This window comes from Limnohabitans sp. Rim28 (genome assembly GCF_000293865.2).
Lineage (GTDB): Bacteria > Pseudomonadota > Gammaproteobacteria > Burkholderiales > Burkholderiaceae_C > Limnohabitans_A.
Window position 1 is genome coordinate 1 of sequence record NZ_ALKN02000015.1, and the last position, 21,043, is coordinate 21,043.

At 59.7% G+C, this 21,043-nt stretch carries 23 protein-coding genes and 1 pseudogene; 13 read left to right on the forward strand and 11 right to left on the reverse strand.

The features are described 5' to 3' along the window. Positions 1 to 9: 9 nt before the first annotated feature. From B472_RS14560 to B472_RS16995, 9 genes and pseudogenes are all read right to left on the reverse strand, one after another. A pseudogene (locus B472_RS14560) lies at positions 10 to 105 on the reverse strand (3-hydroxyacyl-CoA dehydrogenase); the annotation flags it as partial. 114 nt (positions 106 to 219) lie between these two features. Continuing rightward, positions 220 to 1,482, reverse strand: a complete 1,263-nt coding sequence (locus B472_RS14565) for a thiolase family protein (protein ID WP_019426932.1) — start codon at positions 1,480 to 1,482, stop codon at positions 220 to 222. 98 nt (positions 1,483 to 1,580) lie between these two features. Beyond that, entirely contained in the window at positions 1,581 to 3,431 is a 1,851-nt protein-coding gene (locus tag B472_RS14570) for a feruloyl-CoA synthase (RefSeq protein ID WP_019426933.1), read from the reverse strand. A 30-nt stretch (positions 3,432 to 3,461) separates the two neighbouring features. Beyond that, the gene (locus tag B472_RS14575; RefSeq protein WP_040505936.1) at positions 3,462 to 4,208 is read right to left on the reverse strand and encodes a crotonase/enoyl-CoA hydratase family protein; all 747 of its coding nucleotides are present in this window, start codon (positions 4,206 to 4,208) and stop codon (positions 3,462 to 3,464) included. Between the two features lie 157 nt (positions 4,209 to 4,365). Then, complete coding sequence (locus B472_RS14580; RefSeq protein ID WP_192877883.1) at positions 4,366 to 5,700, reverse strand: MATE family efflux transporter; 1,335 nt, start codon at positions 5,698 to 5,700, stop codon at positions 4,366 to 4,368. A gap of 29 nt (positions 5,701 to 5,729) precedes the next feature. Then, positions 5,730 to 6,077, reverse strand: coding sequence for a hypothetical protein (locus tag B472_RS14585; protein ID WP_019426936.1), 348 nt, complete (start codon positions 6,075 to 6,077; stop codon positions 5,730 to 5,732). A 9-nt stretch (positions 6,078 to 6,086) separates the two neighbouring features. After that, positions 6,087 to 7,466, reverse strand: a complete 1,380-nt coding sequence (gene chrA, locus B472_RS14590; RefSeq protein ID WP_019426937.1) for a chromate efflux transporter — start codon at positions 7,464 to 7,466, stop codon at positions 6,087 to 6,089. Further along, positions 7,463 to 7,843, reverse strand: coding sequence for a hypothetical protein (locus B472_RS14595; protein WP_019426938.1), 381 nt, complete (start codon positions 7,841 to 7,843; stop codon positions 7,463 to 7,465). Before B472_RS14595 ends, chrA begins: the two co-directional genes overlap by 4 nt. A 6-nt stretch (positions 7,844 to 7,849) precedes the next feature. Continuing rightward, positions 7,850 to 8,071, reverse strand: coding sequence for a hypothetical protein (locus tag B472_RS16995; protein ID WP_133176109.1), 222 nt, complete (start codon positions 8,069 to 8,071; stop codon positions 7,850 to 7,852). On the opposite strand from B472_RS16995, the gene B472_RS14600 reads away from it, so the two are divergent. The 3 genes from B472_RS14600 to B472_RS14610 are packed head-to-tail and all read left to right on the forward strand — an operon-like array spanning position 8,070 to position 10,210. After that, on the forward strand, positions 8,070 to 8,849 hold the full coding sequence (locus B472_RS14600) for a GntR family transcriptional regulator (RefSeq protein WP_081504958.1): 780 nt from the start codon (positions 8,070 to 8,072) through the stop codon (positions 8,847 to 8,849). The two genes, B472_RS16995 and B472_RS14600, sit on opposite strands and share 2 nt — an antisense overlap. A 3-nt stretch (positions 8,850 to 8,852) precedes the next feature. Beyond that, complete coding sequence (locus tag B472_RS14605) at positions 8,853 to 9,905, forward strand: aromatic ring-hydroxylating dioxygenase subunit alpha (protein WP_019426940.1); 1,053 nt, start codon at positions 8,853 to 8,855, stop codon at positions 9,903 to 9,905. Continuing rightward, positions 9,902 to 10,210 carry a 2Fe-2S iron-sulfur cluster binding domain-containing protein gene (locus B472_RS14610; RefSeq protein WP_019426941.1) on the forward strand — a complete coding sequence of 103 codons (309 nt, stop codon included), beginning with the start codon at positions 9,902 to 9,904 and terminating at the stop codon, positions 10,208 to 10,210. Before B472_RS14605 ends, B472_RS14610 begins: the two co-directional genes overlap by 4 nt. Before the next feature lie 67 nt (positions 10,211 to 10,277). On the opposite strand, the gene B472_RS14615 is transcribed toward B472_RS14610, so the two are convergent. Beyond that, complete coding sequence (locus B472_RS14615) at positions 10,278 to 11,189, reverse strand: LysR substrate-binding domain-containing protein (RefSeq protein ID WP_019426942.1); 912 nt, start codon at positions 11,187 to 11,189, stop codon at positions 10,278 to 10,280. A gap of 175 nt (positions 11,190 to 11,364) precedes the next feature. On the opposite strand from B472_RS14615, the gene B472_RS14620 reads away from it, so the two are divergent. The 8 genes from B472_RS14620 to B472_RS14655 all read left to right on the forward strand — a co-directional run bounded on the left by B472_RS14620 (position 11,365) and on the right by B472_RS14655 (position 18,436). After that, on the forward strand, positions 11,365 to 12,393 hold the full coding sequence (locus B472_RS14620; RefSeq protein WP_026039532.1) for an amidohydrolase family protein: 1,029 nt from the start codon (positions 11,365 to 11,367) through the stop codon (positions 12,391 to 12,393). A 57-nt stretch (positions 12,394 to 12,450) separates the two neighbouring features. Beyond that, complete coding sequence (gene ligK / locus B472_RS14625) at positions 12,451 to 13,134, forward strand: 4-carboxy-4-hydroxy-2-oxoadipate aldolase/oxaloacetate decarboxylase (protein WP_019426944.1); 684 nt, start codon at positions 12,451 to 12,453, stop codon at positions 13,132 to 13,134. Positions 13,135 to 13,212: 78 nt separating this feature from the next. After that, complete coding sequence (locus B472_RS14630) at positions 13,213 to 13,995, forward strand: transporter substrate-binding domain-containing protein (RefSeq protein WP_238147454.1); 783 nt, start codon at positions 13,213 to 13,215, stop codon at positions 13,993 to 13,995. Between the two features lie 33 nt (positions 13,996 to 14,028). After that, positions 14,029 to 14,967: an amidohydrolase family protein gene (locus tag B472_RS14635; protein ID WP_019426946.1), complete on the forward strand. Its 939-nt coding sequence runs from the start codon at positions 14,029 to 14,031 to the stop codon at positions 14,965 to 14,967. Positions 14,968 to 14,970: 3 nt separating this feature from the next. After that, positions 14,971 to 15,408, forward strand: coding sequence for a protocatechuate 4,5-dioxygenase subunit alpha (gene ligA / locus B472_RS14640; protein WP_019426947.1), 438 nt, complete (start codon positions 14,971 to 14,973; stop codon positions 15,406 to 15,408). A gap of 2 nt (positions 15,409 to 15,410) precedes the next feature. Further along, positions 15,411 to 16,289 (forward strand): class III extradiol dioxygenase subunit beta, encoded by an 879-nt coding sequence (locus B472_RS14645; protein WP_026039533.1) that lies wholly within the window; start codon positions 15,411 to 15,413, stop codon positions 16,287 to 16,289. A 12-nt stretch (positions 16,290 to 16,301) separates the two neighbouring features. After that, a complete protein-coding gene (locus B472_RS14650) occupies positions 16,302 to 17,255 on the forward strand; it encodes a Gfo/Idh/MocA family oxidoreductase (protein ID WP_019426949.1) in 954 nt (317 codons plus the stop codon). Then, the gene (locus tag B472_RS14655; protein ID WP_019426950.1) at positions 17,252 to 18,436 is read left to right on the forward strand and encodes an MFS transporter; all 1,185 of its coding nucleotides are present in this window, start codon (positions 17,252 to 17,254) and stop codon (positions 18,434 to 18,436) included. The genes B472_RS14650 and B472_RS14655 overlap by 4 nt, the downstream gene beginning before the upstream one ends. Positions 18,437 to 18,474: 38 nt before the next feature. On the opposite strand, the gene B472_RS14660 is transcribed toward B472_RS14655, so the two are convergent. Beyond that, on the reverse strand, positions 18,475 to 19,539 hold the full coding sequence (locus B472_RS14660; protein WP_019426951.1) for an alpha/beta fold hydrolase: 1,065 nt from the start codon (positions 19,537 to 19,539) through the stop codon (positions 18,475 to 18,477). 164 nt (positions 19,540 to 19,703) lie between these two features. On the opposite strand from B472_RS14660, the gene aroE reads away from it, so the two are divergent. Together aroE and B472_RS14670 are read left to right on the forward strand one after the other, a co-directional pair. Then, the gene (gene aroE / locus B472_RS14665; protein WP_026039534.1) at positions 19,704 to 20,534 is read left to right on the forward strand and encodes a shikimate dehydrogenase; all 831 of its coding nucleotides are present in this window, start codon (positions 19,704 to 19,706) and stop codon (positions 20,532 to 20,534) included. A gap of 65 nt (positions 20,535 to 20,599) precedes the next feature. After that, the gene (locus B472_RS14670; RefSeq protein ID WP_116798700.1) at positions 20,600 to 20,992 is read left to right on the forward strand and encodes a cytochrome c5 family protein; all 393 of its coding nucleotides are present in this window, start codon (positions 20,600 to 20,602) and stop codon (positions 20,990 to 20,992) included. Positions 20,993 to 21,043 lie beyond the last annotated feature (51 nt).

Genomic DNA, 21,043 nt, shown 5'->3' on the forward strand with positions numbered 1-21,043 from the left:
AGCACGTTAGACCTTGGCGCCGAGCCTTGCCAGTTCGCGGGCCGTGGCTTCACCGAGACCAGAGCCTCCGCCGGTGACCAGTGCGGCTTGTCCTTGGATGTTCATGTCAGTTCCTTTTGTAGATGTTGTTCTTTTTTTGTAGGAGCCCACCCTGTGGGCGATGGTTTTTTAGGGCGTGTGCCACGCCCATCGCCCACGGGGTGGGCTCCTACATGGGGGTTATGCTGCTTCGGGGTTTTCGATCAAGAGCGCAATGCCCTGACCGCCGCCCACGCATGCGCTGGAGATGCCATAGCGCAAGCCGCTGCGTTGCAATTCGCGCGCCAAGGTGATCGTCAGGCGCACGCCAGTAGCGGCCAGGGGATGGCCGAGGGCGATCGCGCCGCCGTTGACGTTGAGTTTGGACATGTCCAGCCCCAACTCGCGGCCTACGGCCAAGGTTTGCGCGCCTTGGGCTTCGTTGATCTCAAAGCGGCCAATGTCAGACAGCTTCAAGCCGGTGCGCTCGAGCAACAAGCGGATGGCAGGTGCCGGGCCAATGCCCATGATTTCGGGCGGCACACCCACGGCCGCAGCGGCCACCACGCGGGCCAATGGTTTTTTGCCTTGGGCTTTGGCCAATTTCTTGGCGAACTCGCCCGAAGTGACCACACAGGCCGCTGCCGCATCGACCAAGGCCGAGCTGTTGCCACCGGTCTGCACGCCGCCCTCGTAAACGGACCGGAGCTTGCCCAGCACCTCGGCAGGGGAGATGCGCGGGTGCGTGTCTGCACTGACTTCGGTCACTTTGCCTTGCAGCTTGATGCCGCGAGCGATGTAGCCTTCCAGCTCGAATTTTTCGGTCACCACCGGCACGATCTCGCCCGCATGAAAACCTGCGGCTTGAGCGGCCACCGCTTTGGCAAACGATTCAGAGGCGAATTGGTCCACCTCTTCACGGGTGATCTTGTACTTTTTGGCCAGGTTCTCGGCGGTCTGGATCATGTTGATGCCTGCGGCCGGGTCCTTCAGGGCTTCCCACATGAAATCCTTGAAACCCACGGGCGCGCCCAGCTTGAAGCCAGTGCGGTGGTCAAAAGCAGCAATCGGGTTGCGCGTCATGCTCTCGGTGCCGACCACCAAGGCGGCATCGCACACCCCCGCTTGAATTTGTTCGCCAGCTTGTCGAAACAGCTCAAAGCCGGTGCCGCAAATGCGCTGCACCATGATGGCGGGTACCTCTTGCGGTACGCCTGCGTAAAGGCCGATGTGGCGTGGCAGCACAAACTGGTCGAAGTCGCCCGGGGCCATGTTGCCGGTAATCACCGAGCCGATTTCGCTCGGCGCGATGCCCGCGCGCTTGAGCGCCTCGCGCGCCGCTTTGATGCCCAGGTCCGTGGGCGAGATGTGGCCCAAAGCCCCGCAGTAATCGACCATGGGCGTGCGCACGCCCTCGTGCATCCACACATCGGCAAATGCGTTGAAAAATCCTTTGGCGCTCATGGTTTTCTTTCTATGTTGTGTAGGAGCCCACCCCGTGGGCGATCCCCTTCGGTTTGTCCAGCGGCTAATCGCCCACAGGATGGGCTCCTACATGGGAGTCATTGGGGTTTGAGGATGTTGGGCAAGCCATCTGCGTGCAAAGCGGCCACTTGGTCGGCACGGTGCGCCAGCACCGAGCGCTGGTTGATCGAGCCTTTGTCGGTGATCTCGCCTTTGTCGATGGTGGGTGGCTCACTCAGCAGGCAAAGGCGGGCAATGCGGTTGGCGCTGCCCGTGGCGGTTTGCGCCAGTTCATTGACGATGGCTTGAAACTTGGCCAGCACGGCAGGTGATGCCAGCACATCGGCCAAAGGGGCCCCGGCGGGCAAGTCGCACAAACTGCGCACGGCGGGAGTTGGGAAGATCATGGCACCGACTTCTTTCAGGTTGATGCCTGTCAGGACTGCATCTTGGATGAAGGGCGCGCCCAAAGAGATGATCTTGGCCCGAAGAGGGCCCACGCTGACGAATGTGCCCGTGGCCAGCTTGAAGTCTTCGGCAATCCGGCCGTCAAATTTCAAACCCAAGTGTGGGTTGGTTTCGTCGATCCATTGGACGGCATCGCCGGTTTTGAAGAACCCTTCTTCGTCAAAAGCGTCGGCGGTCTCTTGCGGTGCGCGCCAATAACCGGGTGTGACGTTGGGGCCGCGGTAGCGCACCTCGGTCTTGCCTTGCATGTCCACCAGTTTGAGTTCCATGCCCGGGGTGGGCACGCCCAAATCACCCGCCTTGACGTTGGGGTTGGTGACAAAAATACCAAATGGACCCGATTCGGTCATGCCCAAACCCGTGGTCATCACAATCCGCTCACCCACTTCTCGCTCTTGTGATTCGTACAGGCTGTCCCAAATCGGTTGAGCCAATGCCGCCCCGGCATAGAAAAACATTTGCACCCGCGAGAGCAAGGTTTTGCGCAGCGCGTCGTCGGTTTTCATGGCGCTGGCAATGGCGTCGAAACCCGTCGGCACATTGAAGTAAACCGTGGGGGCAATTTCGCGCAGATTGCGCAGAGTCTCTGGGATGAGGGCCGGTGTGGGCTTGCCATCGTCGATGTACAAGGTGCCGCCATGGAACACCGTCATGCCAAAGTTGTGGTTACCGCCAAAGGTGTGATTCCACGGCAGCCAGTCCACCAGCACCAGCTCCGTGTCGGCCAAAACGGGCATGGATTGAGCCATTTGCTTTTGGTTGGAACACCACAGTCTTTGTGTGTTGATCACAGCCTTGGGCAGCTTGGTCGATCCGCTGGTGAACAAAAATTTAACAATGGTGTCCGGTCCGGTGGCTGCAATCGCAGCGTCTACTTGCGCGGTGGCCGGTGTGTCGCACAAGCTGTCAAATGAGGTGGTGTTGTGGCCAGGCACCGTGCCTTGTGCCATGACCACTTCCATGTCAGGGCTGACCGTTGCGGCGATGGCTTTGGCGTAGCGTTCATCCGACGCAAACACCAAGCCCGGTGTGACGGTGCGCAGCACATGCTTGAGTTTGTCGTAATCAACACTGACCAAGGAGTAGGGCGGGGAAGTCGGCACAAAAGGCACGCCGGCCAGCATGCAACCCAAAGCCAACAGCGCGTGTTCCAGGCTGTTCTCGCTCAGGATGACGACGGGCCGTTCGGTGTTCAAGCCTCGGTTGATCAGACTTTGCGCAATGTTGCGTGCGGTGTGCCAAGCCTGTCCGTAGGTCAGGTGTTTCCAGTCGCCCCAGGTGCCATCGGCTTGCGGGACACGCCGCGCCATGAAGGTGTGCTGTGGCTTGACTTGCGCCCAATGCTGCAGCCGGTCGGTCAACCGGTCGGGGTAATCTTGCAGCGCTTGGTCGGCTTGGACGTATCGGGTGCCTGGGGCGCCGTCTTTGAGGGCCACGCGCGTGACGCCAAATTTCAGGGGGCGGAATTGAATGTCGCTCATGGAGTCAGTGCCTCGGTTGGGGCTGGGTGTTCAGCTTTTTTGGACCTTGGCCGCTTTGCCTTCGAGGAAGGCACGCACGCGGGCTTTGGCCTCGGGTGCCGCTTGGGCGATCGAGGCCATCAGGGCTTCTGTGAACAGACCGTGGTCAGCGGGTTGTTCGGCAATGCGCGGCATGGCATGCGTGAGCGCAAAATTGGTCAAAGGCGCGTTGGTGGCGATGCGTGTCGCCAGCTCAATGGCTTTGCTCAAAGCCGAGCCTGTGGGCACCCGGTATTGCGCAAAACCCACACGTTCGCCCTCTTGCGCGTCGTACACGCGGCCTGTCAGCATCATGTCGACCATGCGCGCTGTGCCAATGAGTTTGGGCACGCGCACCGAGCCACCGCCACCCACAAAAATGCCGCGGGTGCCTTCTGGCAAAGCGTAAAAAGTGCTGTCGTCGGCGACGCGGATGTGGCTGGCGCTGGCCAGCTCCAGCCCACCGCCCACCACCGCGCCGTGCAGGGCGGCGACCACCGGCACCCGGCCTTGTTCGACGGCATTCAGGGCCACGTGCCATCCGCGCGAATGGTGAATGCCTTCACCTGCATCGCGCTCTTTGAGCTCCGACAGATCGAGCCCTGCGCAAAAATGATCGCCTTCACCGTGGATGACTGCTGCACGGGCTTGGGCAGGTAAATTTTGAAACACGTCGCGCAGCGCTTCGATGAGGCCGTCGTTCAGCGCGTTGCGCTTGGCTGGACGGCACAAACGCACCACCGCCACAGCCCCTTGCATGTCCAAGGCCACGCCGTTGGCTGCCGCACGTTCAAGGATGGGGTTGGGCGCGAGAGAGGGAGAAAGGGTCATTCATGGCTCCAAGGAGGGCTTGGCGTAAAGGCCAATAAGGTTATTCTTGATAATCATATTGTCCCCACATGAGTGGCGGTTGAATCTAGGTGATTTCCCTTGGTTTTGAACCCCAAGGGGTGAGCCAAATCGCTGCGGCGGTCAGGACGCCGTAGGCCACCATGGCCACGGCCACCAGCATGTAAAAGTGGCTGGCGGTGCCTTGGTTTTGTGCCAAAACATAGCCAACACCGGCCACCAACACCAGCCGTGCCGTGCCCGCCAACACGGGGCCTATGACTTGCCCTGCCCCTTGAGACGCAAAGTACAAGGTCAAGCCCAAGCCAAAAAAGGGAAAAGCGGGGCCGGCGGTCACCAAGTATTGCCGTGCAAAGCTCAGCACCGCCTCGTCTTGGGTGAACATGCGGGCCCACAGGTCGGGTGCGAATGTGACCACGGCGCCGATCAATCCCAAATTGAAGGCCGATACACCGCCTGCCGTCCAGGCGACCCGCCGTGCGCGGTCCACCAGGCCAGCGCCCATGGCCATGCCCACCATGGGAACAGCCGCCACGCCGATGCCAAATGCGATCGGGATCAATAAAAACTCCAAGCGCTGCCCAATGCCGTAACCGGCCAGGGCTTCGGTGCCTTGTTGCGCCAACAGACCCGTGAAAACCAAGATGGCCAATACCGATTGAACCGGCGACAAGCAGGCGACGGCACCGACTTTGAGGATGTCGGAAAACATGTTTTTTTGCAGCGCAAACCGCTGCACTTTCAACTGCAAGCGGCCTTGCCCTTGCACCAGATAAACCCAAAAATAGGCCACGCCAGCCGCACTGGCGATCAGGTGTCCCCAAGCCAAACCCACCATGCCCATGGCGGGAAAAGGCCCTGCGCCCAAAGCCAAGACGCCGCTCAACACGATTTGCAGTCCGGCTGTTGCCACCAAGATCACCGATGGGGTCTTCATGTTGCCAGTGCCGCGTAAAACCGAGGCCAGTGTGTTGAGCAACCAAACCAAAACAGCCCCTGAGAACAAGACCTGGCCATATTGAGTCGCCTCTCGCAGGACCTCTCCTTGCCCGCCAAGCAGGGCATAAAAGTGAGGCCCACCCCACACAAAAATCAGGCTGTACAAGACACCCGCGCTCAGACCAATCACCAGGGCATGCTGCAGCAAGGAGTGGGCCCGAACCAGGTTGCCTGCGCCCAAGGCTCGGCTGATGGCCGCCGACACGCCGCCGCCCATGGCGCCCGCAGACAGCATCTGCGTGAGCATGGCAAACGGAAAGACCAAAGCCATGGCCGCCAAGGGTGCTGTGCCCAGTTGCCCCACAAAATAAATCTCGGCCACGCCCACCAGCACCGACATGGTCATGGCCAGCACATTGGGCGCAGCCATGCGCAACAAAGTGGGCAAGATGGGGGCGGTCAACAGCCGCTGCAAATCGGGGTGTGCCCCGCTCACAGTCCAGACCCCTGCGGCGCTGAGACGGGTGTTTGCAACAGCAGGTCCATGGGCCAATGGAGCAGTTCGGCCAAGCGGCACACCACCCAGCGCGCCTCCAGGGGCGTGACCACGGCAGGCGAGGTCAATAAACCGGTTTCGCATTGCTGCAACACCAAATCTTCGGTGATGCCCAAGGTGAACTGCAGGTTGGCGGCTTTTTCAGTCAGCAAGTTGGCCAAGTCTTCGCACAACTCATAGCGCCCAGCCAGGTCGCGCTGCCCCAATGTGGGTTTGATTTTGCCGGGTGGCACATACAAGGCCATGAAAGAGGGCGGGATGTCGATCTGGAATTCGTCGGTCATGCAGGTGCGTTAAGTGAAAAACGGGCGCATCAAGCCCAAAGCTGTGCAAACACCCAAAACAGTGACCACGCCCATTTGGCGCTTGATCAACAGCCAGGTGGCCAATGCCGTCAGGGCCATGGCCGCCAGATCTGGGAGCATGTGCCAGCCGCCGGGCAGCCAGGTTTGCCTTGCAAAAACGCCAGCCAATTGAACGATCACACCGATCACAGCCGCCATGATGCCCTGCAGTGGCCCAGCCAGCGAGGGCATGTGGCGGGTCGATTCGACCAGAGGGCCACCCGCCAAAATAAAGACAAATGAAGGCAAAAAAGTGAACCAGGTCACCACGCAGGCGGCCACCACGCCGCCCAGCACCGGGTGGCCGAGCAGGGCTTGGCTGTGTCCGCCCAAAAAGCCCACAAAGGCCACCACCATGATCAAAGGCCCGGGTGTGCTTTCGCCCAAGGCCAGGCCATCCATCATTTGCGGTGCGGTCAACCAACCGTACTGGTCGACAGCCGCTTGCGTCACATAAGGCAAAACCGCGTAAGCGCCGCCAAAGGTGAGCACAGCCGCTTTTGTAAAAAAACCACCCATTTGCGTCAAGGCGTGACCCAGCCCCAACAGCAGCGCGAGCAGCCCCAAGCTCAGTGCCCACAAACCCAGCCCCAAGCCCAAGGCGCGCAGCAAACGGGGGAGGCTGAAGCGGGTGTGGGCGGGTTGCGGCGTCTCATCGTTCAGCCAAGTCATGCGGCTGTCGGGGTCTGCATGGGGTGCGGCTTGAGGCGACCCATGGGGCTGAGCGCTCGATGGCGCAGGCCTTGGCGAAAGCGGCCCATCCGTGCGGGTCATGTAAAACCCAGCCGCTGCTGCGCCCAAAATGATCCAAGGAAAAGGCAGCCCCCACAGCATGCCCAGCAAAGACAAGGCCGCTACCCCCCACAACCAGCGCGCTTTCAAGGTGCGCAGCCCCAAGCGGTAGGCCGCATGCACAACCAGTGCGGTCACCGCAGGCTTCAGGCCCCACAGCAAGGCCTGACCCCAAGGGTGACTGCCCCAAGCGGTGTAAGCCCAGCTCAGCAGCACCAACAACACCAAAGAGGGCAGCACAAACAAGGCACCTGCGGCAAGACCGCCGCGCGTGCCGTGCATCAACCAACCGGTGTAGGTGGCCAATTGCTGCGCCTCAGGGCCAGGCAGCAGCATGCAGTAATTCAGGGCGTGCAGGTAGCGTTTTTCAGAGATCCACCTGCGGCGCACCACCAGTTCCTCATGCATCAGGGCGATTTGTGCGGCAGGTCCGCCAAAACTCACGCAGCCCAGCCAAAACCAAAACCTCAAAGCCTGCCTGAAGCTGACCGGCGCCGTGGCCCCAGTGGGGTCTGGGTGAGGCCCTGCAGTGCTCATGCCAGATCGAACTGTTCGCAAAATGCTTGGACAAAAGCTGGCGTGCCGCTGAGGGTCAGGCTGAGCGCCATGTGTTGGTCGGCCTGGGGCTGAGGCATCAGGCTCAGCTGGCCGGTGCTGGGCACAAAGCGGGGGGCGACCACCTGCGGTGCTTGGCCTTCGGGCAGCAAGGTGATCTGAAGGTCAAAGTCCCAGTTGGCGCCATTTTCCAGGGGGCCTGGGCCTTGGGTGTCAAAACTGTGGGCCCAGACCAAGACCTGAACGACCTCTTGAAGCAAAGCGGGGTTGAACGCAGGAGCCGGTTGTGCCAAAGCATCCCAACAGACCACCCCCTCGGCGTCGTCACTGCAGTCAAAGTCCAGCAATTGCAAATTCATGTCGGCTCACTCCTTGTGGGCCTGATTGTCACCGCCTTGCGCCTCGTTGATGGGCATGGAGACGGGTTTGATGCAGCTTTTTATCAAGGACATCATGCGGAACTCGGCATTTTTGGGATACAAAGATGCGGTTTTGGATGGGTTTTTGGCCGAAAATAGAATCATTGAAGTTTTTTTTGTATACATTGAGGGGTTGAGCCCAACCCATTTGGTTTTTTTGAACAGCATGCACGCCATCTCTCACACGGCCACGCTAGACCCTGCCATTCATGGGTCGGAGGAAGGCGGCTCTCAAGCCGTCAAGGCCCAACAGCGCCTGCGAGAACTGATTTTGGCGGGCGACTTGTCTGCGGGCACCCGCATCACCGAGTTGGCCATGGTTGAGCGCTTGGGCATGTCGCGCACGCCGATCCGCGCGGCCTTGATGCGTTTGGGCCAAGAGGGTTTGCTGTTGGCTTTGCCCCACGGGGGCTATGCGGTGCGAACATTTTCCGAGGGTGAAGTGGCCGATGCCATCGAACTGCGCGGCACGCTGGAAGGCTTGGCGGCTCGTTTGGCTGCGGAGCGTGGCGTGGCCCCGGTCTTGCTCAGTGAAGCGGGTGCCTGCTTGGACCAAATTGATGAGCTCTTGCGTGAAGGCGGTTTGGACGACGAGGCCTTTTCGGGCTATGTGCGCTTGAATGCGCAATTTCACAAGCTCTTGTCGGACATGGCCGACAGCAGCGTGTTGGCGCGGGAGATCGAGCGGGCTTGCAGCTGGCCTTTCGCATCGCCTTCTGGTTTTGTCGGTGTTCAGGCCCACAAGCCAGGTGCACGCGATACCTTGGTGGTGGCTCAGCACCAGCACCGGCAAGTGCTTCAAGCGATTGCGCAGCGCGAGGCCGGGCGCGCCGAAGCCTTGGTGCGCGAACACTCGCGCATCGCCCGTCAACACCTGAGTCTGGCCCTCCAAAATCCACAACACGCGGCCACGCCGGGTGTTCAACTCATTCGAAAAAAGGGGTAATGCATGTTCATCAAAAACACTTGGTATGTGGCCTGCACCGAGGCCGAACTCGAGGGCATGGGCACCCGGCCTTTGGGACGCACCATCTGCAACGAGAAGATGGTTTTTTTCAAAGGCCCGGACGGCCGAGTTGCCGCGGTCGAAGATTTTTGCCCGCACCGCGGCGCACCTTTGTCGCTGGGCAAAGTGTGCGACGGCAAGCTGGTGTGCGGCTACCACGGCCTGGAGATGGGCTGCGAAGGCAAAACCGTGCACATGCCGGGTCAGCGCGTGCGCGGTTTTCCGGCCATCAAGGCGTATGCCGTGACCCAGCGCTATGGCTTTGTCTGGGTCTGGCCAGGTGACCCCTCCAAGGCCGATGTGGCCCAAATGCCGGTGTTCGAGTTCTTTGACAACCCGGCATGGGCTTATGGCGGCGGGCTGTACCACGTCAAGGCCGATTACCGCCTGATGGTCGACAACCTGATGGACTTGACACACGAGACCTATGTGCACGCCAACAGCATCGGCCAGCCCGAAATCGACGAAACGCCTTGCGAAACCAAGGTGGAGGGCGACCAGGTCATCCTGCAGCGCCACATGCAAGGCATTCAAGCCCCGCCGTTTTGGCAAATGGCCATGAGCGCTAACGGGCTGGACCCGCAGGCCAAGGTCGACCGCTGGCAAATTTGCCGCTTCACGCCACCGACCCACATCATGATCGACGTGGGTGTGGCCCTGGCGGGCAAAGGCGGCTTTGACGCTGCGCCCGAGCACAAGGCCTACAGCGTGGTGGTGGACTTCATCACACCCGAGACCGAAACTTCGCATTGGTACCACTGGGGCATGGCACGTCAGTTCAAGCCGCACGATGCTGAGCTGACGGACAAAATCCGCGCAGGGCAGGGCGGCATCTTCAACGAAGACATGGAGATGTTGCAATTGCAACAAGCCAACATCAACCAGTGGCCTGACCGCAAACTGCTCATGCTGAACATCGATTCGGGCGGCGTGCAGTCGCGCCGCATCATTGACCGCATGCTGGCAGCCGAGCAGGCCCAGGGAGAAACCGCATGAGCCAGACCGATCTGACCCAAACGCCGGTGCCCTCCGATGGCTGTTTTGAGTTGCATTTGCAAAAAAGTGCCAAAACTTTGCAGGTACAGCCCAGCCAATCCATCCTCAAGGTCCTGCAAGACGCCGGACATGAGGTGCCTTTTTCTTGCTCTGAAGGCGTGTGCGGCACCTGCCTGACCCCGGTGCTGGCGGGTCAACCCGACCATTGGGACATGTACTTGACCCCCGAAGAGCAAGCCAAGGGCGATGTCATCATGGTGTGTTGTTCTCGCAGCCAAACGGCACGCTTGGTGCTCGATTTGTGATGGCGCTTGGGCAGTGCAAGCTGTTTGACCCCTTCAATTGACAGCCGACCCGCTGTCGGTTGGGGCATCAGTTGGGGTTGAGCCACTGCACAGCCAATTCGGTCAACAAGGCCAATGTGGCTTGCTGCGTCAAAGTGCTGGGGCGTTGCGCACTGATGGCGGTGGTGAGTTGGATGTTCAGGGCCGGTTGTTGGAGGCGCCGAACAGAAAATGCCGAAGGCCGAACCGAGCGCATGACGGCATTGCGCGGCAAGATGGCATAACCCGCGCCGTCGGCCACCAAGTCGAGGATGGCGCTCACGCCGTCGATCTCCAGCGCAATGAGGGGGCGGCAGCCGATGGCCGCCATTTCAGACTCTACGTGCATGCGAATCGCGTTGGGGCGGGTGGGGATCACCAGGGGCAGGGCGGCGACTTCTTTCAGATGGATGGCGGGTGGCGGCGGGTCTTCTTGCAAGCCCGGCGGGCGCGGCTGCACCAGCAGCAGTTCTTCTGCGACCAAAGGGGTGTGTTCGATGCCCGGCATGGGGCTGGGGTTGTAGAGCACGGCGATGTCCAAGCGCCCGTTTTGCAAGTTTTCCTGCATGGCGCTCGACAGGCCTTCGCTGATGGACAACTGGGCTTCGGGCATCTTGGCGCGGAAGGCGCGGGTCAAGGGCACCGTGAGCACTCGCGCCACGCTGGGCGGCAGGCCCAAAGCCACTCGGCCCGAAAGCCCTGTGCGCACCCGCCCCAGTTCTTCTCGCGCCCGCTCCACCTGGTGCAGGATGCCTCGGCCGTGTTCCAGCAGCAGCAATCCGGCTTGGGTGGGCGTGGCGCCGCGCCCGTTGCGGACCAACAAGTTTTGCCGCAACTCAACTTCGAGCAGTCGCACTTGGCGGCTCAGGGCCGGTTGGGCGATGTTCAGAGCTTGGGCGGCACGGGTGAAACTGCCCAGTTCGGCCACGCGCACAAAATATTCGAGTTGTTTGAGGTCCATGAGGATCTGAGGGAAAGGGCGTTCTGTTGATCTGATTTTGTCATACCTAATGCTGGGTTATGCGAATTTGTTCTAGCTGGTAGATGGGCCGGAGGCTTGGGTCGTCCGCCAGGAGCCTGCACAATCTGAACCAACCCTTTGTCCATCAGGATTGACCATGAGCCCAACGAAACCCTTGATCATCGACGTGCACGGCCACTACACCACGGCCCCTAAAGCGCTGGAAGACTGGCGCAACAAACAAATTGCGGGCATCAAAGACCCATCTTCCATGCCCAAAGTGTCCGAGCTCAAGATCAGCGACGACGAATTGCGCGAAAGCATTGAGCTCAACCAACTGGCCAAGATGAAAGAGCGCGGCTCGGACATCACCATCTTCAGTCCCCGCGCCAGCTTCATGGCGCACCACATCGGTGACTTCAACGTCTCTTCGACATGGGCGGCGATTTGCAATGAGCTGTGCTACCGCGTGGGGCAACTGTTTCCTGACCATTTCGTGCCTGCGGCCATGCTGCCGCAGTCCCCCGGCGTGGACCCCGCTACTTGCATTCCCGAGCTGGTCAAATGCGTCGAGCAATATGGCAACGTCGGCATCAACCTGAACCCCGATCCGTCGGGCGGCCACTGGACTTCACCACCCCTGAGCGACAAGGCCTGGTACCCGATTTACGAGAAGATGGTCGAGTACGACATCCCCGCCATGATCCACGTGAGCACCAGCTGCAACAGCTGCTTTCACACCACCGGCGCGCACTACCTGAACGCCGACACCACCGCCTTCATGCAGTGCCTGACCTCAGACCTCTTCAAGGACTTCCCGACCTTGAAGTTTTTGATCCCCCATGGCGGCGGTGCCGTGCCTTACCACTGGGGCCGTTTCCGCGGCTTGGCGCAGGAGCTGAAAAAGCCCCTGCTGACCGAGCACCTGCTGAACAACATCTTTTTTGACACCTGCGTGTACCACCAGCCCGGCATCGACTTGTTGACCAAGGTGATCCCGGTCAAAAACATTTTGTTTGCCTCCGAGATGATCGGTGCGGTGCGCGGCATTGACCCCGAAACCGGCCACTACTTTGACGACACCAAGCGCTATGTGCAAGCCACAGCCAACCTGAACGACGAAGAGCGTTACATGGTCTACGAAGGCAACGCCCGCCGCGTGTTCAAGCGTCTGGACGACCAACTCAAGGCCAAAGGCATCTAAGGACTTTGCGTGACAGATCTTTAGCTCTGTCACCAACTGATTAACAAAGGAAAGAATATGTACGAACTCGGCGTTGTTTACCGCAACATCACCCGCGCGGACCGCGCAGCCGCTGACGGCCTGGGTGCACTCGGCTCGGCCACTGTGCACGAGGCCATGGGCCGCGTCGGCCTCATGAAGCCATACATGCGACCCATCTATCCCGGTGCGCAAGTCTCGGGCACGGCCGTGACGGTGCTGCTGCACCCTGGCGATAACTGGATGATGCATGTGGTGGCCGAGCAGATTCAGCCCGGCGACATCGTGGTCGCGGCCATCACGGCCGATTGCACCGATGGCTACTTTGGCGACCTGCTGGCCACCTCTTTCCAGGCCAGAGGCGCACGCGCTTTGATCATCGACGCCGGCGTGCGCGATGTGAAAGAGCTGCAAAAAATGAACTTCCCTGCATGGAGCAAAGCCATCAGCAGCAAGGGCTGCATCAAGTCCACCATTGGTTCGGTCAACATCCCTGTGGTGTGCGCCGGCATGGTCGTTCACCCTGGTGACGTGATCGTGGCCGACGACGACGGCGTGGTGTGTGTGCCCCAGGCACTGGCTGCCAAAACGCTGGCGGCCGCACAAGCCCGTGAAGCCAACGAAGGCGAAAAACGCGCCAAGCTGGCCTCGGGTGTGCTGGGTCTGGACATGTACAAGATGCGCGAGCCGCTGGCGGCTGCGGGCCTGAAATACATCGACTGAAGCTTGGGTGATGCCATTTTTTGAACTGACCGAATCAACTGAAAGACTGGAGATGCTATGCCTTTGAAGCGAAGATTTTTGAACACCCTCTTGATCGCATTTGCCGTTTTTTTGAGCGCTTGTGCCAGCTTCCAAACGCTTCCAGATCTCAAAGTTCGTGAGGCTTTGGCACCAACCGGTACGCTGCGCGTGGGTGTCTATCAAGGCAGTCCCACTTCCTTGGTGGTCGATGCCAAAACGGGGCAGCGCGCCGGGGTTTCACTGGAAATGGGGCCTCTTTTGGCGCAGAAACTCGGTGTCCCTGTGCAGGTTGTCGAGTTTCCGAGGCTGGCGCTTGTTCTCGATGCGCTCAAAACCGGTCAAATTGACTTCACCGTCACCAATGCCACAGAAGCGCGTGCCCGCGACATGGACTTCACCCGGCCACTCGTCCAGTTGGAGTTGGGTTACTTGGTCATGAAAGACTCGCCCATCGCCTTGATTGAGCAAATCGATCTGGCCGGTGTTCGGGTGGGTGTGAGTCAGGGCAGTACATCCCAAGGCGTGTTGACGCGTGAGTTCAAAAACGCCAAGGTGGTCCCCGCTGCGAGCCTCAAACAAGCACAGGACATGCTCAAACAAAAAACCATCGATGCTTTTGCCACCAACAAAGGCATTTTGTTTGAAATGTCTGACGAGTTGACCGGTTCCCGAGTCCTTGCGGGACGCTGGGGCCTTGAAAACTTGGCCATTGCCATCCCCAAGGGCCGCGATGCTGGACGACCTTTTGTGAATGCGTTCGCGGAGCAGATCCGTGAGAACGGTCAATTGCAAAAATCTGTGCAACGAGCGGGTTTGCGCGGCACCACGGCAGCGCCTTGAGCCCTGGAACTTCAGTTCTGATTGAGAAATTTCATGAGCAAACCTACATCTGGTGACTTCACCAAAACCGCAGGCTGGATGGACTGGTACACCGGTCCGTCCAAGCCTACATTCAAACTGCCCGCAGGCGCGGTCGATGCGCACTGCCATGTGTTCGGCCCCGGCGCAGAGTTCCCTTATGCGCCCGAGCGCAAATACACGCCTTGTGATGCCTCTAAACACCAACTGTTTGCGTTGCGCGACCATTTGGGTTTTGCGCGCAATGTGGTGGTGCAAGCCACTTGCCACGGGGCAGACAACCGGGCGCTGGTCGATGCACTGCTTCATTCAGGCGGTAAGGCGCGCGGCGTGGCCACGGTCAAGCGCAGCGTGACCGACGAAGCAATCCAGGCCATGCACGACGCGGGCGTGCGAGGTGTGCGCTTCAACTTCGTCAAGCGCTTGGTGGACTTCACACCCAAGGATGAACTGCTGGAAATCGCTGGCCGCATCCAGAAGTGGGGCTGGCATGTGGTCATCTACTTTGAAGCGGTGGACCTGCCCGAGCTGTGGGACTTTTTCACCGCGCTGCCCACCACGGTGGTGGTGGACCACATGGGGCGGCCCGATGTGTCGTTGCCGGTGGACGGCCCGCAGTTCGCGCTGTTCCAGAAGTTCATGCGCGAACACAGCAATGTGTGGAGCAAAGTGTCTTGCCCCGAGCGGCTGTCGGTGACCGGCCCCAAGGCTTTGAACGGTGAGCAAAATGCCTACCAAGACGTGATCCCATTTGCCAAGCGCATCGTGGAAGAGTTTCCCGACCGCGTGCTCTGGGGCACCGACTGGCCCCACCCCAATCTGAAAGACCACATGCCCGACGACGGCCTCTTGGTGGATTTCATCCCGCACATCGCCCCAACCGCAGCGCTTCAAAAAAAACTGCTGGTGGACAACCCCATGCGCCTTTATTGGCCGGAAGAAGTGAAAGCTTGAACCATGGCCCTCGACAAACCCTATTTGGATGTGCCCGGCACCATCATCTTTGACGCCGAGCAATCGCGCAAAGGCTACTGGCTCAACCAGTTTTGCATGTCCCTGATGAAGGCCGAGAACCGCGAACGCTTCAAGGCCAACGAGCGGGCTTATCTCGACGAGTGGGAGATGAGCGAAGAGCAAAAGCAGGCGGTGCTGGCGCGCGACCTGAACTGGTGCATGCGCACGGGCGGCAACATCTACTTTTTGGCCAAAATTGGTGCGACCGACGGCAAGAGTTTTCAGCAGATGGCGGGCTCTATGACCGGTATGACCGAAGAGGAATACCGCAACATGATGATTGCAGGCGGACGCAGCGTGGAAGGCAACCGCTACATTGGCGAAAACGGCAGCGCCCAAGCGCAGAACCAGCCCCAAGGCGCAGCCGGGAAGAAAGCATAAACATGGCCAAAATTACCGCATCCGTTTACACCTCGCATGTGCCTGCCATTGGCGCAGCCATGGACTTGGGTAAGACGCAAGAAGACTATTGGAAACCCGTTTTTGCGGGCTATGACTTCTCCAAGCAGTGGATGAAAGACAACCGTCCCGACGTGATCATCTTGGTGTTCAACGACCACGCCACCGCCTTCAGCTCTGACCTGATCCCGACGTTTGCCATCGGCACGGCGGCCCAGTACTTGCCGGCAGACGAAGGCTGGGGGCCACGTCCGGTGCCCGTGGTCAAAGGCCATCCTGAGCTGGCCAGCCACATTGCGCAGTCGGTCATTCAGCAAGACTTTGACCTGACCATCGTCAACAAAATGGATGTGGACCATGGCCTGACGGTTCCACTGTCGCTCATGTGTGGTGAGCAAGACCCCAAGCAGGGCGCGTGGCCTTGTCCGGTCATTCCATTTGCGGTGAATGTGGTGCAGTACCCCGTGCCCAGCGGCCAGCGCTGCTTCAATCTGGGTCAGGCCATACGCAAAGCGGTAGAAAGTTTTGACGAAAACCTGAACGTGCAAATTTGGGGTACGGGCGGCATGAGCCACCAGCTGCAGGGTGCGCGCGCAGGCCTGATCAACCGCGCATGGGACAACGCTTGGCTGGACCAGTTGATCAAAGACCCGGCAGCCTGTGCGGCCACACCCCACATCAACTATGTGCGCGAAGCAGGCAGTGAAGGCATCGAGCTGGTCATGTGGCTGATCGCTCGGGGGGCGATGAGCGATATTGAAAGTGGCCAAGCCACGGGCCCAGCGCCTCAACTGCGTCACCGTTTCTACCATGTGCCCGCCAGCAACACGGCGGTCGGGCACGTCATCCTTGAAAACACCTGAGAGGTTTCACCCATGACTCAAACCATCAAAGTCGCCCTCGCTGGCGCAGGTGCCTTCGGCATCAAACACTTGGACGGCATCCAAAACATCGACGGCGTTGAAGTGGTCTCGCTGATCGGCCGCGAGTTTGCCAAAACCCAAGAAGTGGCCGACAAATACGGCATTGCCCACGTCACCACCGACCTGAACGAGTCCTTGGCGCTGAAAGAAGTCGACGCCGTGATTTTGTGCACACCCACGCAGATGCACGCCAGCCAGAGCCTGGCTTGCCTGAATGCGGGCAAGCATGTGCAGGTCGAGATCCCGCTGTGCGATGTCTACAAAGAAGGCCAAGAAGTTTTGCGTGTGCAACAGCAAACCGGGTTGGTGGCCATGGTGGGGCACACCCGCCGTTTCAACCCCAGCCACCAGTGGGTCAACCACAAGATCAAGGCCGGTGAATTCAACATCCAGCAGATGGATGTGCAAACCTATTTTTTCCGCAGAACCAACATGAACGCCTTGGGTCAGGCGCGCAGTTGGACCGACCACCTGTTGTGGCACCACGCTGCGCACACGGTCGATCTGTTCGCCTATCAGTGCGGCAGCCCCATCGTCAAAGCCAATGCGGTTCAAGGCCCGATCCATCCCGCTTTAGGCATTGCCATGGACATGAGCATTCAGCTGCAAGCGGCCAATGGTGCGATCTGCACTTTGTCGTTGAGCTTCAACAACGATGGTCCGCTGGGCACTTACTTCCGCTACATCGGCGACACCGGCACTTATTTGGCGCGTTACGACGATTTGTTCACCGGCAAGGAAGAAAAGATCGACGTGTCCAAAGTGGATGTGTCGATGAACGGCATTGAGTTGCAAGACCGCGAGTTCTTTGCTGCGATCCGTGAGGGCCGTGAGCCCAATTCGAGCATCGCGCAGGTCTTGCCTTGCTACCAGGTCTTGCACGATCTCGAACAGCAATTGGCTTGAGCGTGCTCACTTTGACGCCAGCGCAAGAACGCCAGCACCTTCAGTTGTTGGGCCTGGCGGGCTTTGCCAGCATGGCATCGATGCGCATTTGCGACCCGATGCTGGTGGTGCTCAGCGAGGAGTTCCAAGTCAGCACCGGCGATGCATCGGCGGTGGTCTCGGTTTATGCCGTGGTGTACGGACTGTCGCAGCTGTTTTTCGGGCCCTTAGGGGACCGATTTGGCAAATTGCGGGTGGTGTCTCTGGCGATCTTGGCGTGTGCCGTGTTCAGCGCCATCACCGCACTGTCTGTCAGCCTGCCCATGCTGGTCATCATGCGTGGCTTCATGGGTGCGGCGGCGGCAGGTGTGATTCCTCTGTCCATGGCATGGGTGGGTGACCGTGTGCCTTATGAGCGGCGTCAGGAAACCTTGGCCAAACTCATGAGCGCCACGGTGATTGGCATGATGAGCGGCTTGTGGTTTGGTGGCTTGACGGCCGACACTTTGGGCTGGCGTGGCGCATTCGTGGTCTTGGCGATCTTGTTCGCCATGGCGGCTGGGCTGCTGCTCAAGCTGCTGCGGGGTCAGGCCATGCCCGTGTCAGCGGATGCGCCCGGTTTGTGGGCCTCTTTTCGCAACACCGGGCAGTTGTTGGCCACGCCGCGTGTGCGTTGGGTTTTGGGTGTCACGGCGACCGAGGGCGCTTTGGTGTTTGGCACCATGGCTTTCATGCCCACGCATTTGCACCAGCACTATGACTTGAGTGTGGTGGCCGCAGGCTCGGTGATGATGCTGTATGGGGTGGGCGGCTTGCTTTACAGCCAAATGGCGCGTCGTTGGCTGGCCTGGTTGGGTGAGCGCGGCTTGGTCAAAACCGGGGCTGCTTTGGTGGCCACAGGCATGCTTTTATTGGCGTGGGGTACTTTGCCTTGGATGGGCATGTTGGCCTGCGGCATGGCTGGGCTTGGCTTTTACATGCTGCACAACACCTTGCAAGTGCAAGCCACCCAAATGGCGCCAGCTGCGCGGGGCACTGCCGTCACTTTGTTTGCCAGTTCGCTGTTTTTTGGCCAGTCCACCGGTGTCTTATTGATGGCGCAAAGTGTGGACATGGGCTGGCTGGCCTATGCCTTCAGCGCCGCCGCTGCCGGTGTGGTGGTCTTGGGGGGTGTGGTGTTTCGCCTGGTGGGGCGGCACTGAGCCCTGAAAAATTCAGCCCCCATCTTCAAGCTGTCAGTTCAGCGCGGACGTGGGGGTGTGGATTGCAAAAGTTCGCCCACCTCTTTTTGCCAAAAGCGTGCGTTGCCTGTGGTGCCGTGGCCCAAGGTGTCCGGACTGCCTGGGATGATCAGGGCTTTGGCTTTGGCGATCCGTGGCAAGGCCTTTTCCAAAATACCCAACTCGGGCGGGTTACGCTCGTCGTCGGCGGAGTTGATCACCAACACCGTGGCCTTGATGCGCTCCAAGTTGGCAGAGGGGTCGTAGTCTTTGGACGATTCCCATTGAAACAGGTGGTCGTTTGCATCCCCTGGCATGCGGGCTGTCAGGCGTTGCTTGAGCAAAGCATCGCCTCTGTCGCTGGACGGTGCTATTTTTTGCAGGCCTTGGTTGCCGCCGTTGGTGGCCGTGGCGAAAAATACCGATGCCAACTGCCAGCTCGGCGGTGGCTCTTTGTAATTGCCACCCATCCAAAGTGGGTCTTTGCGAATCGACTCGGTCATCAATCGGCGCAGCATCCAATTGCGCCCGGACATGGCTGAGGGCAAAGACGCCATGGGCACAGCGATGTCCATCATGTCGGGGAATTTCACGGCCCACATCCAAGTTTGCATGCCGCCCATGGAGTTGCCCAGCACCAAACGCAAATGGCGAATGCCCAAATGCTCGGTCACCAATCGATGCTGAGCATTGACCATGTCGTCGTAGTTGTAAGCGGGGAATTTCGCACGCAAACCGTCCGATGGTTTGCTGGACTTGCCCGTGCCAATGGCATCGGGCAGGATGACAAAATATCGCTTGGCATCCATGATCTGGCCCGGCCCAAACAGCGCGCCACCAAAGTTGGCGCCCAGCATGCCTTCGCCAGAGCCTGCGGTGCCGTGCAAGATCAACACCGCTTCGTTTTTGGGGTCACCCAGCGTGGTGTAGTTCAGGCGCAATTCAGGCAGCACCTCACCCGTATGGAATTTGAAATCTTTGACGATCCAGCTGCCGCTCTTGGGGGTTTCTTGCGCATGCGCGTTCAAGCCGACACCCACAAGCAAAGTGAAAAAGCAAGACCAAAGTTTTCTGGCCATGTTCATGGTGGTCTCCTGTCTGGGAATACACCTTCAATCTAGGTCATGTTGCCTACAGGCTCTGACGCATTGGTGTCAGGCGGTTCAGCTTGATCAGGCGGGCTGTCGTGGCCGCTAAGATCAGGGCCATCTCATGCAGCCGCTGGCTGGAACACCTTATGACTCATCCAATCTCTGACCGTTATGCCGTGATCGGCAACCCCATCGAACAAAGCAAGTCGCCCCTCATCCACACCGCCTTCGCGCAGGTGATGGGTCAAGTCATCCACTACACCAAGCTGTTAGCGCCCTTAGATGGCTTTGCTGCAGCAGTGGATGCATTCCGAGCCAGTGGCGGGCGGGGCATGAACGTGACAGCGCCCTTCAAGCTCGATGCTTTCGCTTACGCCACGGATCTCGCGCCCAGCGCACAAATGGCCGGGGCGGTCAACGCGATGAAGTTTGAGGGCGACAAGGTCTATGCCGAAAACTTTGACGGCGTCGGGCTGGTGCGTGATGTGGTGCACAACCTGCAATGCCCGTTGAAAGGGCGGCGTGTGTTGATCTTGGGGGCTGGGGGCGCCACGCGCGGGGCTTTGCTGCCGCTGTTGGCCGAGCACCCAGCCGAGCTGGTGATCGTCAACCGCACCGTGGCCAAGGCGCAAGAGCTGGCGGCCTTGGCGCAGCAGCACCAAAGTGGCCAAGTGCCGGTGGTGGGGTTGGGGTATGAAGCGGTGCAAGGTGTTTTTGATGTGGTGCTCAACGCCAGCTCGTCCAGTCTATCGGCCGAGTTGCCACCCTTGCCCGCCAGCGTATTTCGCCCCGGCTGCCTGGCCTATGACCTGACCTATGGCAAAGGTCTGACGCCGTTTTTGAAGCTGGCGCAGCAAGCGGGCGTGACCCATCTGGCCGACGGCGTAGGCATGCTGGCCGAACAAGCGGCCGAGGCTTTTGCGTGGTGGCGCGGGGTCAGGCCCGACACGGCTGCAGTCATCCAAAAGCTGACGGTGCCTTTGGTGTGAGCTTGGCCTGCCAAAGTTTTGCCCGGATGGGGTATGGTGTTTGTTTTGAATCCACGAAAGATCGCATGAAAACGATTTACCACTTGCTGATGGTGTGTGCGGCTCTTGGGGCAGCGCCAGCTTGGGCCTCGGGCGAGGGCACTTACAAAGCCGTTTGCGCCAGTTGCCACGGGCAGGCTTTCCCCAAGTCGCCGCAATTGGGCAACAAAGCCCAATGGGCGCCTTTGATCCGTGAAGGCCAAGTCACGCTCACCGCACATGGCTATGTCGGCGTCAGAGGTATGCCCGCCAAAGGCGGCAAGCCAGATTTGTCGGTGGAGGCCTTTGCCGAGGCGTTGAACCACATGGTCAACCAGTCTGGCGGCAACTGGAAAACCCCAGACGCCAAGACCTTGCAAGCCATTCAGGCCGAGATCGCCAAGCGCCAAAAATCTCAAGCTTCCAAGGCAGGCGGGTAAAGCGCCCCGCCACTGCCCTTGCCCCTCAAGGGCTTGTTTGCGGGTTCTACG

Coding starts and splice junctions, on each gene's coding strand:
- B472_RS14565 (WP_019426932.1), bottom strand. CDS start 1,482: ATGAGCGCCAAAGGATTTTTCAACGCATTTGCCGATGTGTGGATGCAC.
- B472_RS14570 (WP_019426933.1), bottom strand. CDS start 3,431: ATGAGCGACATTCAATTCCGCCCCCTGAAATTTGGCGTCACGCGCGTG.
- B472_RS14575 (WP_040505936.1), bottom strand. CDS start 4,208: ATGCAAGGGGCTGTGGCGGTGGTGCGTTTGTGCCGTCCAGCCAAGCGC.
- B472_RS14585 (WP_019426936.1), bottom strand. CDS start 6,077: ATGACCGACGAATTCCAGATCGACATCCCGCCCTCTTTCATGGCCTTG.
- chrA (WP_019426937.1), bottom strand. CDS start 7,466: ATGAGCACTGCAGGGCCTCACCCAGACCCCACTGGGGCCACGGCGCCG.
- B472_RS14595 (WP_019426938.1), bottom strand. CDS start 7,843: ATGAATTTGCAATTGCTGGACTTTGACTGCAGTGACGACGCCGAGGGG.
- B472_RS14600 (WP_081504958.1), top strand. CDS start 8,070: ATGCACGCCATCTCTCACACGGCCACGCTAGACCCTGCCATTCATGGG.
- B472_RS16995 (WP_133176109.1), bottom strand. CDS start 8,071: ATGCTGTTCAAAAAAACCAAATGGGTTGGGCTCAACCCCTCAATGTAT.
- B472_RS14605 (WP_019426940.1), top strand. CDS start 8,853: ATGTTCATCAAAAACACTTGGTATGTGGCCTGCACCGAGGCCGAACTC.
- B472_RS14610 (WP_019426941.1), top strand. CDS start 9,902: ATGAGCCAGACCGATCTGACCCAAACGCCGGTGCCCTCCGATGGCTGT.
- B472_RS14615 (WP_019426942.1), bottom strand. CDS start 11,189: ATGGACCTCAAACAACTCGAATATTTTGTGCGCGTGGCCGAACTGGGC.
- ligK (WP_019426944.1), top strand. CDS start 12,451: ATGTACGAACTCGGCGTTGTTTACCGCAACATCACCCGCGCGGACCGC.
- B472_RS14635 (WP_019426946.1), top strand. CDS start 14,029: ATGAGCAAACCTACATCTGGTGACTTCACCAAAACCGCAGGCTGGATG.
- ligA (WP_019426947.1), top strand. CDS start 14,971: ATGGCCCTCGACAAACCCTATTTGGATGTGCCCGGCACCATCATCTTT.
- B472_RS14645 (WP_026039533.1), top strand. CDS start 15,411: ATGGCCAAAATTACCGCATCCGTTTACACCTCGCATGTGCCTGCCATT.
- B472_RS14650 (WP_019426949.1), top strand. CDS start 16,302: ATGACTCAAACCATCAAAGTCGCCCTCGCTGGCGCAGGTGCCTTCGGC.
- B472_RS14660 (WP_019426951.1), bottom strand. CDS start 19,539: ATGAACATGGCCAGAAAACTTTGGTCTTGCTTTTTCACTTTGCTTGTG.
- B472_RS14670 (WP_116798700.1), top strand. CDS start 20,600: ATGAAAACGATTTACCACTTGCTGATGGTGTGTGCGGCTCTTGGGGCA.